Source organism: Acinetobacter sp. S40 (genome assembly GCF_016624705.1).
In the GTDB taxonomy this organism is placed as follows: Bacteria; Pseudomonadota; Gammaproteobacteria; order Pseudomonadales; family Moraxellaceae; genus Acinetobacter.
This window is the reverse complement of sequence record NZ_JACVTU010000002.1, coordinates 332,906-350,134: the sequence shown is the minus strand read 5'-3', so window position 1 is coordinate 350,134 and position 17,229 is coordinate 332,906. Positions and strand designations below refer to the sequence as shown.

Annotated in this window: 16 protein-coding genes; 7 read left to right on the top strand and 9 right to left on the bottom strand. The window is 38.5% G+C overall.

The window, feature by feature from the left end:
* Positions 1–14: 14 nt before the first annotated feature.
* Both IAE19_RS04260 and lipA read right to left on the bottom strand, forming a co-directional pair.
* On the bottom strand, positions 15–2,018 hold the full coding sequence (locus IAE19_RS04260; RefSeq protein WP_200459689.1) for a transglutaminaseTgpA domain-containing protein: 2,004 nt from the start codon (positions 2,016–2,018) through the stop codon (positions 15–17).
* A 264-nt stretch (positions 2,019–2,282) separates the two neighbouring features.
* Positions 2,283–3,296, bottom strand: a complete 1,014-nt coding sequence (lipA, locus tag IAE19_RS04255) for a lipoyl synthase (protein WP_200459688.1) — start codon at positions 3,294–3,296, stop codon at positions 2,283–2,285.
* Positions 3,297–3,495: 199 nt separating this feature from the next.
* Between lipA and sthA the strand changes: the two genes are divergently transcribed.
* A complete protein-coding gene (gene sthA / locus IAE19_RS04250) occupies positions 3,496–4,911 on the top strand; it encodes a Si-specific NAD(P)(+) transhydrogenase (protein ID WP_200459687.1) in 1,416 nt (471 codons plus the stop codon).
* Positions 4,912–5,054: 143 nt separating this feature from the next.
* Here sthA and IAE19_RS04245 read toward each other — a convergent pair whose 3' ends face one another.
* The 4 genes from IAE19_RS04245 to map all read right to left on the bottom strand — a co-directional run bounded on the left by IAE19_RS04245 (position 5,055) and on the right by map (position 9,739).
* Positions 5,055–6,011, bottom strand: a complete 957-nt coding sequence (locus IAE19_RS04245) for a TauD/TfdA dioxygenase family protein (protein ID WP_200459686.1) — start codon at positions 6,009–6,011, stop codon at positions 5,055–5,057.
* A gap of 282 nt (positions 6,012–6,293) precedes the next feature.
* A complete protein-coding gene (locus tag IAE19_RS04240) occupies positions 6,294–7,508 on the bottom strand; it encodes an MFS transporter (RefSeq protein ID WP_200459685.1) in 1,215 nt (404 codons plus the stop codon).
* Positions 7,509–7,644: 136 nt separating this feature from the next.
* Complete coding sequence (locus tag IAE19_RS04235; RefSeq protein ID WP_200459684.1) at positions 7,645–8,697, bottom strand: OmpW/AlkL family protein; 1,053 nt, start codon at positions 8,695–8,697, stop codon at positions 7,645–7,647.
* A 214-nt stretch (positions 8,698–8,911) separates the two neighbouring features.
* A complete protein-coding gene (map, locus tag IAE19_RS04230; protein ID WP_200459683.1) occupies positions 8,912–9,739 on the bottom strand; it encodes a type I methionyl aminopeptidase in 828 nt (275 codons plus the stop codon).
* 207 nt (positions 9,740–9,946) lie between these two features.
* On the opposite strand from map, the gene rpsB reads away from it, so the two are divergent.
* The 6 genes from rpsB to IAE19_RS04200 all read left to right on the top strand — a co-directional run bounded on the left by rpsB (position 9,947) and on the right by IAE19_RS04200 (position 14,370).
* Positions 9,947–10,696 carry a 30S ribosomal protein S2 gene (gene rpsB / locus IAE19_RS04225; protein WP_200459682.1) on the top strand — a complete coding sequence of 250 codons (750 nt, stop codon included), beginning with the start codon at positions 9,947–9,949 and terminating at the stop codon, positions 10,694–10,696.
* A 137-nt stretch (positions 10,697–10,833) separates the two neighbouring features.
* A complete protein-coding gene (tsf, locus tag IAE19_RS04220) occupies positions 10,834–11,709 on the top strand; it encodes a translation elongation factor Ts (protein WP_200459681.1) in 876 nt (291 codons plus the stop codon).
* A gap of 71 nt (positions 11,710–11,780) precedes the next feature.
* Entirely contained in the window at positions 11,781–12,287 is a 507-nt protein-coding gene (locus tag IAE19_RS04215; RefSeq protein WP_200459680.1) for a DUF3465 domain-containing protein, read from the top strand.
* 129 nt (positions 12,288–12,416) lie between these two features.
* On the top strand, positions 12,417–13,241 hold the full coding sequence (locus IAE19_RS04210; protein ID WP_200459679.1) for an AraC family transcriptional regulator: 825 nt from the start codon (positions 12,417–12,419) through the stop codon (positions 13,239–13,241).
* 107 nt (positions 13,242–13,348) lie between these two features.
* A complete protein-coding gene (locus IAE19_RS04205) occupies positions 13,349–14,053 on the top strand; it encodes an AzlC family ABC transporter permease (protein ID WP_413784511.1) in 705 nt (234 codons plus the stop codon).
* The gene (locus IAE19_RS04200; RefSeq protein WP_200459678.1) at positions 14,050–14,370 is read left to right on the top strand and encodes an AzlD domain-containing protein; all 321 of its coding nucleotides are present in this window, start codon (positions 14,050–14,052) and stop codon (positions 14,368–14,370) included. The genes IAE19_RS04205 and IAE19_RS04200 overlap by 4 nt, the downstream gene beginning before the upstream one ends.
* A 37-nt stretch (positions 14,371–14,407) precedes the next feature.
* On the opposite strand, the gene IAE19_RS04195 is transcribed toward IAE19_RS04200, so the two are convergent.
* From IAE19_RS04195 to mltB, 3 genes are all read right to left on the bottom strand, one after another.
* Entirely contained in the window at positions 14,408–14,860 is a 453-nt protein-coding gene (locus IAE19_RS04195) for a DUF962 domain-containing protein (RefSeq protein WP_200459677.1), read from the bottom strand.
* A 441-nt stretch (positions 14,861–15,301) separates the two neighbouring features.
* Positions 15,302–15,913, bottom strand: a complete 612-nt coding sequence (locus IAE19_RS04190) for a septal ring lytic transglycosylase RlpA family protein (RefSeq protein ID WP_200459676.1) — start codon at positions 15,911–15,913, stop codon at positions 15,302–15,304.
* 293 nt (positions 15,914–16,206) lie between these two features.
* Positions 16,207–17,208, bottom strand: coding sequence for a lytic murein transglycosylase B (gene mltB, locus IAE19_RS04185; RefSeq protein WP_200459675.1), 1,002 nt, complete (start codon positions 17,206–17,208; stop codon positions 16,207–16,209).
* Positions 17,209–17,229 lie beyond the last annotated feature (21 nt).

The window sequence follows — 17,229 nt, the reverse complement described above, 5'->3', positions numbered from 1 at the left end:
GTGAGCAATCATATTCAGTTTTCAGCAGGATGACAAGTTTTTTCTACGTACTTTATTTTAGATGCACAGACTTTAAGCAATTGATTGAATTTTATATGGTCTTTGTCTGAAACTTGCCCAGAAAACATTATTTTTTCATGTATTTGTATGAGGTCATTAAATAATTCTCGCTGCTGCACATGTTGAGCCAATCGTAACATCCAGCCTTTAAAGGTTTCACTGGTTTGCCTTTTTAAATTGTGAGGTAATTTTTTTTGAAAGTCTTTAATTTGACGTTCGATTGAAGATATTTCTTTTCTATTTTTAAACCAAAGCCACAGCGTATATACAATGACCAGAAAAATGATCGTAAATACCATGAGAAGTGTATAACTATAAATTGAATAGAATCCAAGTTTCGATAATAAGTTTTTTTGTCGGTCAACATCATAACCAACAACTTTACTTTGCCACTGATAACCTAAATAATCACTCCAGACCCGCATATTTTTAATCAAGTTAAAGTTTTGTTGTTTCCAGAAAGTTCCAGCTTGCTCACCCCAAATATGATCATCTTGTTGTAAATATTGTTGCATGCCTGCATCCATACGCATTGGCGCGACCACAGCGGTAGGGTCAATTCTTTGCCAATGACCATTTATGTACACCTCTGACCATGCATGTGCATCAAGCTGTCGAACTTCCCAGCTTTTAGCGTCAGGAGCAAGTTGACCCCCTTGATAACCGATGACCACTCGTGCGGGAATACCTGCATAGCGCATGAGTAAAACGAAGCTTGAGGCGTAGTGTTCACAAAACCCTTTTTTTGTTTCAAATAAAAATTGATCAGTACGATTACCATTTAAAACTCCAGGGGAAAGAGTATAAATAAAACCTTGCTGTTGAAACCAATGTAAAATATTTCGGATATAAAGCTCAGGTTGCTCATTACTTTGCTGCCATAAACGTTGGGCGAGTTTCTGAGTTTTAGGTTGTGGCTGAAAATTCACTCGTTGGGCTTGTTTTATTTGTTGTTGATTATATTGATATTCTAAATAAGGTGAGTCGACCCAGCTTAGAAGAATGGGCTGATTGCGTTGAATCATCCGTCGTGGTTTTATGCTTCCATCAGCATATATTTGATAGCTTGATTCAGTAGGAACGGAATGTTCCAACGACATAATCCATGTTTGTTGAGGGTCAGCTGACAAATATTGATAATTTAGCACTTTTAGGCGATTTACATCATAATTGACAGGTGTCTGGTTAATAGCATTATTTGTCCAAACTGCACCATCGTAATCATCTAGCACCATTGCTCGCCAATACATATTTTGTCGTTGTGGAAGTTGACGTAAATCACCTGTAACTCGAAATGCAAGTGCCGAAGATTGTGATAGTTGAGCAATATCCCCCGGCGACATACGATCACTCATTCCTGTTACCCCTTGATTCGACGCAATAGGAACACGCCAGAGTGGGGGAAGTCTGGGGAAGAAAATGAATAGGACAATAAAAAATGGAAGGGCAATCGAGAGAAATCCAGCCACATGCTTTAAATCACGTGTTATAGAGACTTTTTTATTTGGTTGACTAAGAAATTTAGTAGTTTGAATACGATATAAACCAATAAAGCAAAAGATTAAGCAAAAAAGTACCGTTAATGTCATTACAAATGACTGACTATGTAAGAACAAGCTGGCGCTAACAAATAGTCCAAAATTAAAAACGATAAGTAAATCCCTAATATTTTTACTTTCTAAACATTTGGCAAATAAGCATGTGCTTAATACAGCAACTCCAGCCTCTACACCCCAAAAACTTTTAAATTTTGTATAAATGGCAGCGAGACAGCTCAAGACAAATACGATTAGCAACCACTTTGAAACTGGCGCAATTTTACCTTGTGAATATCTCCAAATCATTGTAACAAGCATGATGGCCCAAACCCCAAGCAACGTTATCGGCATATAAACTAATTGCGCGATAAAAATAAATGCAAGTAACGGAATGAGACAAAAATAGAGAATAGACGTCATGAGGTTAGGACTTGAAATATAGGAAGAAACTGCATTTTTAATTATCTCTTATGCTGTGAATTCACTATACCATTTCAGATCTGTATTTAAACGACAAGATTAATTAAGCATTACTTCTCACGTTAATTAAAAGCAGAGATAAGGTAGCTGAATGTTCTATTTATAAAGGATTGTGAGAAAAGAATAATTTTGTTTTTTTGAGAAAAAATTATGAGTAATAAAAAACCTCTCATAAATGAGAGGTTTTAATGAGATATCAGATCATTAAGCTTCGATAGCTTGTACTGCAATTTTTTTGGCAGGATCAACTTTACGACGAACTGCTGGTACAGGTTCACCACGATATTGGCGATCTGCAAAGTAACTTGAACGAACCATTGGCGCGGACCAGATATTTCTAAAACCGAGTTTGCGACCGTGTTCCGCATAGCGCTCAAATTCTTCTGGGCTAACAAAACGATCAATTGGCGCGTGTTGCTTCGATGGCTGCAAATATTGACCGATGGTGACATAGTCAACATCATGTGCGCGTAGATCATTCAGTAAAGAAATAACTTCTTCTTCGGTTTCACCGATCCCTACCATCAAACCACATTTAGTTGGAATGTCAGGGCAATATTCCTTAAACATCTTAAGCAAATTTAATGAATGTTGATAATCCGAACCTGGACGCATGGCTTTATAAAGACGCGGTACAGTTTCAATATTGTGATTAAAAACATCGGGCGGGCATTCTGTCATGATGCGTAGCGCAATGTCTAGACGGCCACGAAAGTCTGGAACCAGAATTTCTAATAATGTATTTGGGCTTAAAGCACGTGCTTCTTTAATACAATCCACAAAATGCTGCGCACCACCGTCACGCAGATCATCACGATCCACAGAAGTGATTACGGCATATTTAAGTTTTAAATTAGAAATAGTTTCTGCCATATGGCGTGGTTCATCAGCATCCAATGCATTTGGGCGGCCGTGTGCAACATCACAAAATGGACAACGACGAGTACAAATATCACCCATAATCATGAAAGTTGCTGTACCACCTCCAAAGCATTCTGGAAGATTTGGACAAGCTGCTTCTTCACAAACAGTATGGAGTTTTTGCGCACGAAGTGTGGTTTTGATACGTTGAACTTCTTCAGGCGCAGTCATTTTTACGCGGATCCAGTCGGGCTTACGCGGGACTTCAACCGTAGGAATAACTTTTACAGGAATTCGAGCAACTTTTTCTGCGCCACGCAGCTTTACGCCCTGTTCTGGTTTACGGTTTTCAGACATATTCAACTGTTCCACTGTTATTCGAGAGGATTTCATTTGACTATTATAACGGACTTAGCTGTAAATTGGGCAAATTCACTATTCATTTAAAAAATGTCGTTATGCAAAGATATTGGCTTGAGAAATACATTATTCCACAGCATATTAGCAGTACTTTGTTATAAAATAGTATCATTGTTGGATTGGATAGGAGCTTTAAATGCCACGTAAGAAAGAGGTCATTAGTGGGAATTTCGTTAGATATGATGCGGTAGTTCTCGGTTCAGGACCTGCGGGTGAAGGCGCGGCAATGAAGCTTGCAAAAGCGGGTAAGCGCGTTGCAATTGTAGATATTCGTGAGCAATTGGGTGGGAATTGTACTCACGTTGGAACGATTCCAAGTAAGGCACTTCGTCAAACCGTTTCCAGTATTATCCGTTATCAACGTGATCCAATGTTTCAAAAGGTCGGTGAATGGAAAAAGTTCACTATGAAACAGGTGCTCAGTAATGCACATCGTGTGATACAACAACAAGTTGCGACGCATACACGGTTTTATGACCGCAATAATATCGACGTTTTTCATGGGCGTGCTTATATTCAGGATAAAAATACAGCCATCGTTTTTAATCCTGAAGGTGTCAAAGAAACGATTGTATTTGAACAATTAGTTATCGCAACAGGTAGTCGCCCGTATCAGCCACAGGGTTTAGATTTTAAACATCCACGCGTTTTTGATTCGGATAAAATTCTGGATCTGGACTTTACTATCCATAAAATTATCATTTATGGTGCGGGTGTTATTGGCTGTGAATATGCTTCAATTTTTATTGGTTTAAATCATAAAGTCGATTTGATTAATACTCAGCATAAATTGCTCAGTTATCTGGATGATGAAATTGCGGATGCCTTGTCTTATCACTTGCGTGAACAAGGCGTATTAATTCGCCATAATGAACAAATTGATCATTTGGAAACACATGAGGATTATGTGGTTTTGCATTTGCAAAGCGGTAAAAAAATTAAAGCCGATGCGATTCTTTGGTGTAATGGACGTTCAGGAAATACCGATGGCTTAGGGCTTGAAAATGTGGGTGTAACACCAAATAGCCGTGGTCAACTTGCAGTAAATGAGAAATATCAGACCGAGGCTGAAAATATTTATGCGGCGGGTGATGTTGTCGGCTGGCCTTCGTTGGCTTCTGCTGCGTATGACCAGGGGCGTTGTGCTGGTGCAAACATGAGTGGCGAAGAAAATGTGAAACCTGTAACCGATATTCCTACAGGAATTTACACCATTCCAGAAATCTCATGTTTTGGTAAGACTGAGCAACAGTTGACGGAAGAAAGAATTCCTTACGAAGTTGGGCAGTCATCATTCCGTCATTTGGCACGTGCGCAAATTACAGGTGATACCGTCGGTGAACTTAAGATTTTATTCCATCGAGATACTTTGGAAATTCTAGGCATTCACTGTTTTGGTAATAATGCTTCTGAAATTATCCACATTGGACAGGCGGTGATGCAAAGTCCAAATAATTCGATGAAATACTTTATGGAAACTACATTTAACTATCCAACGATGGCCGAAGCGTATCGTGTTGCGGCTTTGAATGGGTTAAATCGACTTTTCTAAGGCCAAGACTTTATAAATTATTGAGATGCAAATAAAAAATTAAGCCCGTCACTTGACGGGCTTTTTTGCGATGACCTTTGATTATTTTTGTTTTGTCTTTTTCTTTTTATTAAAGCAGAGAAAGTTGATAGTTTTATGACAGTTTAAAAAGGACGACTACCAGCAAGACTAATTCTTTTTAACAAACGTCTTTGATCGGATGGGAAGGGTTCTCTAGCATGTAAAGTCACTTGGTTATCCCAAAAGACAATATCTCCAGTTTCCCATTGATGTTGATAACGAAATTCTGGCTTTTCCAAATGTTGCCGTAATTCAGCGATTAATTTTGCCCCTGATTGATCATCGTAATTGACCAGTTCAACTTCACTTTTAGTATTTAACCATAAAGCTTTACGTCCTGTTTCAGGGTGTATACGAACCAATGGATGTGGATAGGCATGTCCTAAAATGGGTTGATCCTTAAAGCGGTACAACGGGCTATTACTATAGTTGCCCGAACCTTTATTGCTTTGTGCACGAACAAAAGGATTGTAAGTAATCAACTGTAATTGGTCGATATGGGTTTTAGTTGCTTCATCCAAAGCATCGTAAGCCGCAATAGTATTCACCCATGAGGTTTTTCCGCCATCTTTAGGTAACTCAATGGCATAGAGTAAAGAGCCAAATGATGGAAGTGGGGTCCATTGGTGATCGGCGTGAGGCGCAAGTTCACCGTGTCCTGTATAATCACCCTGACCAACCGCATTGGAAACAGGAACGACATCAGGGGGTACACCTGTTTCCAGATCATAACCTAGCACTGGATTGTCTTTACTTGGACGAAAAATTGAACCGAAATAACTCGCAAATGCTAAAAACTGTAAATCATCTATATTTTGATCTTTAAAAATTAAGACCAGATGATCGGCAAGGGCTTTTTTTAATCTAAAAATAGTTTCACCAGACTGAGCTTTTTGAGCATTTAAACCTGTCACTACTGCACCAAGCGCTTCGTTTTTCTGAGCTTGTATCTGAACTTCCTGTGTATGTTGAAAATAATCAGGTTGATGCCAACGCGGTGCATCATGAATGGCTTGTGAAAGTTGACTTAGGCTGCTCATCAAAAATAGCTCTTGTGATTTTGAATCATCTGAGCATAAAGAAAGTATGAGGGAATATTGAAATGAGAAAAAAAGCAAAGCTTATGATAATCGTTTTTTTTAAATTATCTCCTTGTTTTATATATTTTTAGGTGTTTGTGATAAATAAAGCTTTGATTTTAATGAGGGCAAAACGCCTGATTGAAATAATGAAATAATTCAGGTGTTTGTGACCACATATAGATTGCTAGAATAATAGCGGTTAGTACGACTACGCTGATGAGGTATTTAAGTGAATTTAGACTAATCATTAATAACACTCTCCTCGGTGACAAAGAAATGTACGCATACACCTACTATACTTAATGCAATGGAAATCATCCAGATTGCATTATAATTTCCTGTCATGTCATGGTTAAGTCCCCCGAGATAACCTCCAAAAAAAGAACCGACCTGATGGGTAAAAAATACGATACCGCTGAGCATTGATAAGTATTGAACCCCAAACATATTGGCGACAATACCATTGGTTAATGGAACTGTTGATAGCCAAAGTAAACCCATGACAATACCAAAAGCATAGACCGTGACATTGGAAAGAGGGAGCAGTAAAAACGCGATAATAGCGATGCCACGTAAGCCATACAGAAGCATCAATAATTTAGGTTTTGAATAACGATCACCTAACCAACCCGCGCCATAAGTTCCAAAAATATTAAAAAGACCTACTAAAGCTAAAAAGACAGTTCCAGTCGTTGCATTGAACCCATGGTCTATCAGATAACCAGGTAAATGTACGCCTAAAAACACGACTTGAAAGCCGCAGACTAAAAAACCTAATGCTAACCACCAAAAGGGTTTATGGTTTCTTGCAAGCGTTAAAATTTCTTTAAAAGTTTTACTCGGTTGAATTGTGCTAAAGCTCGGTGCTCGATAAGCAGGTGCATTCAGGCTTAATGCGAGCGGTATAATAAGCGCGATCAGAATTGCACTTATTATTAAAGTTGCTGACCATCCAAAATGCTGCAATAACAAAAGCGTTGTTGGAAGCATGATGAATTGACCAAAAGAACCTGCGGCACTGGCAATACCCATTGCCATACTGCGTTTTTCTGGAGCGGCCGCACGTCCAACAGCAGAAAGCAAGACTGAAAAAGAAGTTGCAGATAGCGCCATTCCCAAAATCAGACCTAAGCTGAGATTGAGCAATAGCCCCGTAGAGCTAAATGCCATCAGGAGTAGACCTAGTGTATATAGTATCCCACCAGAAGCGACTACTTTTTTACTGCCGTATTTATCGGCCAACGCACCAGTAAAAGGTTGTACTGCACCCCAAATTAAATTTTGCATGGCAATAGCTAGACTAAATACCTGATGGTTCCAGCCAAACTCATCACTCATAGGAACCAAATATAAGCCAAAAGCATGTCTTGTCCCTAAAGAGAGTGCCAAAATACATGCACTTCCTATTAGCATATAAATCATAGTCTTAGAAAATGTATTATTGGCGTTAGACATACTTATTGAATAAAAATAACTGGTTGGCGATATTGTAGATCATGAATCGAAAAAAATCGATATGTCGCATACGTTATTTGAAAAGTGTCGTGATGAAAAAAAGCAGCCGAAGCTGCTTAGGGTACTAAAAAACTGATTAAAAACGATAACCTACACCCAGATAAGTAATCACAGGATCAATATCAATTTTGGTTTTGGCATTAATCAACTCTTTGCCCGTGTTGTTATCGGTTACGGTGATTTTGGCTTCATTATTCATTTTCGAATACGACACTGAACCAACCGCAAACCAATTTTCATTGAAGTCATAAGTCGCGCCTACTGTGGCAATCGGGGCAAAGGTATCGGTTGCTTTGACCTTAACACGCGGATCAGCAGAAGAGGTTTTTCCATCTAGAGCAGCACCTGCCTGTCCATCATGGATATTTTGAATCATATGGCCAGCTTTGACCAAGTCTGACTCAATCCCTGAATTTAGTTTAACATTGTCAAAATAAGCATACATTACACCTAGGCCGACATAAGGGCGAAATTTATTAACACCCGTTTTACCAAATTGATAATGTAATTCGGCGGCAGGTAACCATGCTCGTACTGACGCTGCTTTATCGCCCTGAGTTAAATCGGTAATGTGAATATCTTTTTTCAGATCAAGTGATCCTAGAGGAGTATCTGCTGATCCTGATAAAGGTGCATAAATATCGCCTTTGCCTTTAATATCAACTTTAGGTGGAATTCCTGCTTTAATTTCCAGTGAGACATTGTCAGTAAAATTATAGTTAAACATCATCCCAACTGTATCAACATCATCAGCTTCAAGACCCGTGCCAGCTGCTTGCCAGTTTGATAAACCATTTACGGTAGCTGTTCCAGATAACCCTCCTGGTAAAGTTTCTAACGGTAGGAGCTGAAGGGCTCCATAAAGTAGGGGATTTGAATCTTTTACTGCTGCATCAAGTACCGCATCTTTTGAAACATCACCGACTTTAGCAGTTGTTCCTTCTGCAATGCTGGTATTGATATCAACTGGATTGGCTTTGCCCTGTGGCATGGCATGTAACCAACCAATAGAGGCTGAAAAACGCTTAAATCCATCACCATCCTTAAAACTGAAATAGGGTGAGTCGGCATAAGATAAAGAGGGTAGTACAATAAGACTAGTCGCTATTCCAAGCAAAGACTTTTTCATCAGGGGACTCCATGTCCAATTTACGTTTGTAGATAATTTTTATGCGCTCACCATAGCTTTTTTTTATTTTTAACAGTGTTTAAGAAAAATTAATAAATGTAATGAAAATGAAATACTAGGTATGTTTTTTGAAAATATGAATAATAAGTACTGTAAAAATACACAAAAAAGGCCACAAAAATGTAGCCTTTATGAAGATAAGAGAAGAATTTAACTATTTTTGAAAACGTGATAAGTCTTCTTCTGGGCGAGCCGTTAAAACTTCAAGACCCGTTTCAGTCACCAAAATAGTGTGTTCATATTGTGCAGAAAGTTTATGGTCTTTGGTGACAACCGTCCATTTATCGCCTAAAAGTTTCGTCTGCCAGACTCCAGCATTAACCATAGGTTCAATTGTAAAGGTCATGCCTGCTTCAAGTTGCATACCAGTATCCTTTTGACCGTAGTGCAATACTTGTGGTTCATCATGAAAAACAGTTCCGATCCCATGTCCACAATATTCACGAACGACACTAAAACGTTCCGATTCCACATATTTTTGGATGGCATAACCAATATCACCGATATAAGAACCTGCACGAACAGTTTCCATACCACGGTACATTGCTTCTTGTGCAACTTTACACAAGCGATTCGCTAAAATAGATGTTTCACCACCGACGATATACATCATATTGGTATCGCCATGATAACCATCTTTAATCACGGTCACATCAATATTTAAAATATCACCATTTTTTAACACTTTGTTTTCTGAGGGAATACCATGACAAACCACGTGGTTGACAGAGGTGCAAATCACATGCTGAAACGCAGGACGTCCTGGTGCCGCACCGTACCCTAAACATGCAGGAATTGCGTTTTGCACATTGACGATATAATCATGACAAATCGTATCTAGCTCAAGCGTGGTGACACCCGGCACAATATGCGGCTTAATCATGTCCAACACTTCAGCTGCCAGCTTACCTGCGATGCGCATTTTTTCAATTTCATCAGGAGTTTTAATTAATCGGCGTGGGGCTGTATAAGTACTATTCATGATCTCTAAAAACTTTTGGTAATTTGTAGGTGTATATGGTATAAATAGCCGCCCATTTTATCAAATGCTTTTCGTGAATATCCTTTACGAACAAATTTGATGTAATGGAAAATCCGCACATATGTCGTCACGTTACTCTGGGTGCCTTTTAAAAAGGTGGAGAATGCTGGACATATGGAGGCCTAACCCAATTTAAGGTAAATAAAAATGGCAGATTACAACGTAAGCATGCGCGACCTTCTTCAAGCAGGTGCGCACTTTGGTCACCAAACTCGTTTCTGGAACCCAAAAATGCGTCAATACATTTTTGGCGCGCGCAACAAAATTCACATCATTAACCTTGAGCATACTGTTCCTGCGTTAAATGATGCTTTGAACTTTGCTAACCAGTTAGCAAGCAAAAAGAACAAAGTTTTGTTCGTTGGTACAAAACGTGCTGCTTCAAACATCATCCGTGAACAAGCTCAACGCGCTGGTCAACCTTATGTAGATCACCGTTGGTTAGGTGGTATGTTGACGAACTGGAAAACACTTCGCCAATCTATCAACCGTTTAAAAGATCTTCAAACTCAATCTCAAGATGGTACTTTCGCTAAGCTGACTAAGCGTGAAGCGTTAGAACGTACTCGTGAGATGGATAAACTTGAGCGTTCTTTAGGCGGCGTTAAGAACATGGGTGGTTTACCTGACGCATTATTTGTCATTGACGTTGACCACGAAGCAATTGCAATTAAAGAAGCTAAAAACTTAGGTATTCCAGTTATCGGTATCGTTGATACAAACTCAAATCCAGATAATGTTGATTACATTATTCCTGGTAACGACGATGCGATCCGTGCGGTAACTTTGTATGCTTCTGCTATGGCAAATGCAATTCTTGCTGGTAAAGAATACGCTCAAACTCAAGCGAATGCACAAGCAAAAGGCGAAGAAGCGAAAGAAGCTCCTGAGGCTTAATGCGTTTTGACGCAGGCTTGTCATTTTTGCGACATGTAATGGTGGCAAATTAAAGCGTCGAAAAGCAAACGGCCCGGGTTTTACTTTGGGCCGTTTTTGTTGAACAGATTTATTTTCTACCGATTTAGGAGAACAACATGACTGCAATTACTGCAAGCATGGTAAAAGAATTACGTGACCGTACTGGTCTGGCGATGATGGAATGCAAAAAAGCATTAACAGAAGCGAACGGTGACATTGAGCTTGCGATCGACAACCTTCGTAAATCTGGTCAAGCAAAAGCTGCTAAAAAAGCAGGCAACATTGCAGCTGACGGTGCGATCACAATCGTTCAAGACGGTAACAAAGCAGTATTGCTTGAAGTAAACTGTCAAACTGACTTCGTTGCAAAAGACGAAAACTTTGCAAACTTCTCTAATGCAGTTGCTCAAGCAGTTTTGGCTTCAGGTGAAACTAATCCAGCTAAAATTGCAGAATTAAAACTAGCTGATGGCCAAACTGTTGAAGAAGCTCGTATCGCGCTTGTTCAAAAAATTGGTGAAAACATTCAAGTTCGCCGTGCTAAAATCGTTACTGGTGAAGCATTGGCTGTTTACAAACATGGTCTTCGTATCGGTGTTGTTGTATCTTATGCTGGTGATGCTGAAACTGGTAAAGGTATTGCAATGCACGTTGCTGCATTCAACCCAGTTGCAGTTAATGCTGAAGCAGTTAATGCTGATCTTATCGCGAAAGAGAAAGAAATTGCTGAAGCAAAAGCAATCGAATCTGGTAAGCCTGCAAATATCGTTGAAAAAATGGTATCTGGTTCAGTTGAAAAATTCTTGAATGAAGTTGCACTTGACCGTCAAATGTACGTAATTGACAATGACAAAAAAGTTGCTGATGTATTGAAAGCAACTGGTACTAATGTTGTTGAATTTGTACGTTTTGAAGTGGGTGAAGGTATTGAGAAAAAAGCAGAAATGAGCTTCGCTGAAGAAGTTGCTGCTGCTCAAGCCGCTGCAAAATAATTTTATTTTGCCAGAAAAGGCCCCGTTTGGGGCTTTTTTTATGGCCATTTTTAAATATGGAAAAATGAAAAATGAATAAAAAACTGAGTTATTTATTAATTGCTTTAATTGCATTTGTGGCAGGTTACTATACTTATTCAGTTAAAACTCCTCATTCATCCTTAAAGACTGATAACGTCAGTCATGAAATGCAAAATCAAATTGTATTAGGCCAAAGTCAAACTGATCTCACTCAAGCACAAAAAGGTTTACAAGCCATTTCAACTGCATTTGCCCAGCATCGTAGTAATGTACAAGTGGTGGCAAGTGGTAAAGTTAAAGCAATTCTGCCAGATGATAAAGATGGTTCACGGCATCAAAAATTTATTCTGAGTTTAGGCAATGGTTTAACTGTTTTAGTGGCTCATAATATTGATCTCGCTTCTCGGATTGAGCATTTAGAAAAAGGAGATCTAGTCGAATTTAATGGTGAATATGAATATAACCCCAAAGGTGGGGTAATTCATTGGACACATCGTGACCCCAAAGGAAATCATGAAGATGGTTGGTTAAAACATAACGGTAAAATTTATCAATAATTCATTTATGGTTTATTTGGCCATAAAAAATCTTAGGGGTTAGTCTTTATTTATTATTCACAGCAATTTTATTCTAGACACTCATTTTCTACATGTTAAGGTTTCATGTAGATATGGATGAGGCAGGATATGCAGCAAGAGCAGGCTAACTATTTACATTTACGTGAATTAGGCGGCTTAGAACTATTAAAAGCACACTATCATCAGACACAATTTTCTAAACATGTGCATGAAGGTTATTGTATTGGTGTGATTGAAGATGGTGCGCAGTCTTTTTTTAGGACGGGTGAACTTCATATTGCACCTAAAGGTGATATTATTTTAGTCAATGCAGATGAGATTCATACAGGATCATCTGCTGTTGAATCAGGTTGGCGTTATCGAGCAATTTATCCAACCCCTGAAATGCTGGCTGAGATAGGTCGGGATGTTTTTGTTCATCAACAGGGAGCGCCATGGTTTCCTCAAGCCGTTGTGCGTGATGATGGACTCGCACAGCAACTCTGTTTACTTTTTGATTTACTTGAACAAAAAGATAATTTTTTACTAAAAGAAAGTATGTATTTATCGACTTTGACGTATCTTATGTCACGTTATGGTCAATATCAGCGTAATTTGGTTAATTTACCAGAAGCACATAAGAAAATTTTAATGATCAAGGAATTATTGGCCAGTTCTCCTGAAAAAAATTATAGTCTGACTGAACTTGCAAATTTGGCTGAATTAAGCTCTTGGCATTTTTTACGTCAATTTAAGCGCTATGTAGGGCTTCCGCCACATGGTTGGCTAGTACAAGTTCGCTTGCACAAGGCTAGACAGATGCTAAAAACTGAGCACTCGATTGCGACTGTTGCTTCAATCTGTGGTTTCTCTGATCAAAGTCATTTTAATCGGCATTTTAAAAAAGCTATGGGTGTAACCCCAGCTCAATATATTTCAAATCTAAAGCACTAAAATTAATCAAGTTGTATTGAATACAGCAATTTTATGCAAGGCAAAAATTTTAAAATGGTGAATAATTCATGTTTATTCACATTGGAACATCAATATGGATGAGTACCATGTCTCTTTCTGATTCTTCATCGTTTAAGAGTCGCCCTTTTTTTCAGGGTGCAATGGCGATTATGCCTTTGTCGATTGCCGTGATTCCTTGGGGAATTCTTGCGGGTTCTATGGCGGTTAATGCAGGATTATCTTTTGCTAAAGCATTTGCCATGTCATCGATCGTATTTGCAGGCGCGGCTCAATTGGTAAGTTTGAGTCTAGTGATGGAGGGGGCGTCTACACTTACGATTTTAATCACGATTTTCTTTCTTACTTCGCAGCATTTTATTTATGCATTAACGTTTAGAACTAATATTTCGGTGCTGCCCACAACACAACGTTTGCCACTCGGTTTTTTGCTAACAGATGAGTTATTTGCAGTTAGTTTAGCGCCGGAAAAACGTCATCCGGATTATATGTTAGGGGCTGGATTATGTTTTTATCTGTTTTGGGTGGTTTTTAGTGTTGTTGGAATTTTACTGGCACATATGGTTCCAAATCTAATGGACTATCATCTGGATTTCTCAATTGTGGCAATTTTTATTGCGATGGTTGTTCCTTTGATTAAAAATTTTCGAGTTGTTCTGGCTGTGTTGGTTACCTGTATAAGTGGTTTCATATTACGCCTTTATCAGGTTGAAGGTTCGATTCTCATTTCTGGTCTATTGGGAATGGTGACAGCCGTATATCTGGAACGTTTTGCTAGGGGAGATGACGCATGACATGGTGGATGATCGGCGCTTTGGCTACCATTGTATTTTTTAACCGTTATGTTTTTTTGTCGCCTCACATCAATATTCGATTACCTACTTTTATTGAACGGATGTTGAAATATTCAGCACCTTGTTTGTTAACTGCGATTTGTCTGCCTATTGTATTTTTTGAGGAAAATCAAATCAGAGCTTTACCTACCAATGCTTATCTATATGCGGCAATTTTGTGTGTGGCGTTGGCTTATTGGCATATCAAAATTATTTATAACGTGATAATTAGCTTGCTGTTTTTTTACGGTCTAAATTTTGTATTGAACGCATTATAAGCTCTAGGCTCAATCAGCCTAAAGCTTAAATCTAAATTTAAGAGCGAGAGACGTGCATCTGACGGCTTTTCCAATTAGGGAATACTTTCGCTAGATACGCATCCATACACCAAACAGGTCCAATTAATAAAAATTGTAGGTCTTTAAAGAATGACGGTTTTTTACCTTCAACCTTATGACCATAAAATTGTCCAATCCATGCAAGAACAAAGATGCCGATATAAAATCCAACATTTACTGGAAGTAGGTAAATTAGCCATGCCATAATCGCAATAAGTGCAGTCATAGCAACAGCAAGAACCAGATCAAGTCGGGCATAAAAAACAAGGGTCAGAACAAGTAAAAGTGCGGTTAGCAGAGCACTGAAATTGGCAATGATCCCAATAATAGAAAAAAGTATGGCAGGGACACAGACCCAGTGAATGGCTTTATTTGTTTTATTTTGATGACTATCACTATATTCATCAAACCATTCGGTAATTGTTTTCATGATGCACTCCATGCATGTTAAAAACGGTTCTGATTTTGACTATAGACCAGAATTTAAAATGCGTCAAAATCCATATTGAATGAACCAGTCATTTTTCTTGTTTTGAATCTTAAAAATATTACTTTTTTGAGGTAAAAGTCTAATCGCTGTAAAATCACCGACAATACGAAGCGTTTTTCCTGCTTTAAAACGCGTGTAAGCATGCTTTTTGGTAAAAATAATACTAGGGTAGCTTTTTTAGAGTTAAATGGCTCTAAACGCAAATGAGGGTGAAATAGAAGAAATAGTTCTATAGGAAAATTTTTATATCTAAAAACCACCTAATTTAAGTCATTTTTGAAGAGCGAAAATAAAGCTCTATAGCCATTAAAATACATTGTAAAAAAATAAAAAAGCCACAAAATGTGGCTCTATAAAGCAGTGAACAGGAGTGTTTAAAGCTTAAGAATTTGGTCCATCAACACGTTCAATACTGACTTTTGCTGTACCAGCATTGGTAAGGCCAATACGTTTTGCTGCACCATAAGATAGGTCTAAAACGCGGTTGCCATGGAAGGGACCGCGATCGTTGACTTTAACTACGACACTTTTACCGTTGTCTTTGTTGGTCACACGAATGTAACAGTTTAACGGCAAGCTACGATGTGCAGCAGTTAATTCATTCATATCGAATGTATCACCACTGGCTGTTTTACGGCCATGGAATTGGCGACCATACCAAGATGCAATACCTGTTTGTGTAAATTTACGAACAGTGTTTGATGCAACAGTATTTAATTTTTCAATCACTGAAGGCTCATCTTCAGGAACTTCAATTTTTGCAGCAATGGTTTGACGACGAATTTTGTCACCAGAACTTTCGGTGATTGAAAGACTATTCAAATTTGAAAAATGTGAATTAAAACTTTGAGACTGCTTGTTTAGCACACGTGCTGCAAGGCTAGAACTTTCAGTGTCATTTGAAAGTGAGCTTGCGGGCATCATTTCAGCTTGCGATTGGGTAACCGCCAGTCCGACTGTGAGCGCTAAGACATATTTTAGCGAAAACTGCATTACTTAAACTCCTACAGACACGAAAACGCTTTTTAATTCAGGCGGATTCCTAAAAATTAAAGCGAAAAGTGTCTAAATTATTCACTTTTGCAATTGCTTTATGGAGGAGGATAATATTCAGGGGCCAATCATGGTGTCTAGTCTTTGCGAGAAAAAAGTTACAAAAAGGACAAAAACTCACAAAAACAGGTTAATAAATAATCAATATTGTAACACTTTATTTAAAAAGATGTTTTTGTGAGCAATTCCTCATAATTTTTTATTGACTTTTGTGTTTTATTGAAAAATTAGTGTTATCGGCTTGTAACTTCTGTACCTAAAAGCCATACCGCGGTCGCATACATTCTGCTTCTATTATATGTTGTAATAACCTGAAAATTTGGGTAGGTAATATAGTACATCGGCCCATAATTTTCCTGTAGTTGAATGACGTTAACCAGATCGAGATTATCGATTTTAATAATAGGATTAACTGGGGTAATTCCCTGATCTTTTAAAGTTCCGTAAGGAACAGGTTGGGTGAGATCTTTGGCAATCACGCTGTCAGGATTTGAACCTGTGTAGCGAGCAGCAAATCCGATAGGGCGGTTGCGTTGCCATCCATTTTGAGCCAAATAATTTGCAATGGAGGCAATCGCATCTTCGGCAGAGTTTCTTAAATCAATATGCCCACTGCCATCATAATCTACACCGTATTTGGTAATGTTACTCGGCATAAATTGGGGATAACCAATTGCACCTGCATAGGAACCCACAATACTGCTGGTCGGGTAACCTTCTTTATATGTCCATGCAAGGAGAGAACTGAGTTCATCACTAAAATAATCTGCGCGACGAGGATAGCCAAAAGCAAGTGTGGCTAGTGCATCCCGGGTGATAAAAGAGCCTTTATTGGCACCATAGCCTGTTTCAACACCCAAAATCCCCAAAATGATGGATTGAGGTACGCCAAATTGTTGTTCAGCCCGATTGAGTACATCCGCATACTGGTTTTTAAAGCGGACTCCGCGTTGAATGGTTCCTTCACTAAGAAACATTGCTTTATAGTCATACCACGGTTTACTTTCGCCAGGGCGAGTCATAATCGTTAAAATATTAGGTAAGTTTCGCGCGCCATTCATAGCGCTATCAATTTGTTCTGCACTTAAACCATATTTGGACATGGTTTTTTGTTTAAATGATACATAATTTGGATCATTAATAAATTCATTGGCTTGAATACAAGTGACGGCGGCAATCAGACCGCTAAAAAAACAAAGCTGTTTCAATGGTTTTTGCAATACCAGTTTCAACATGATTTAAAGTTTTCCTAATTA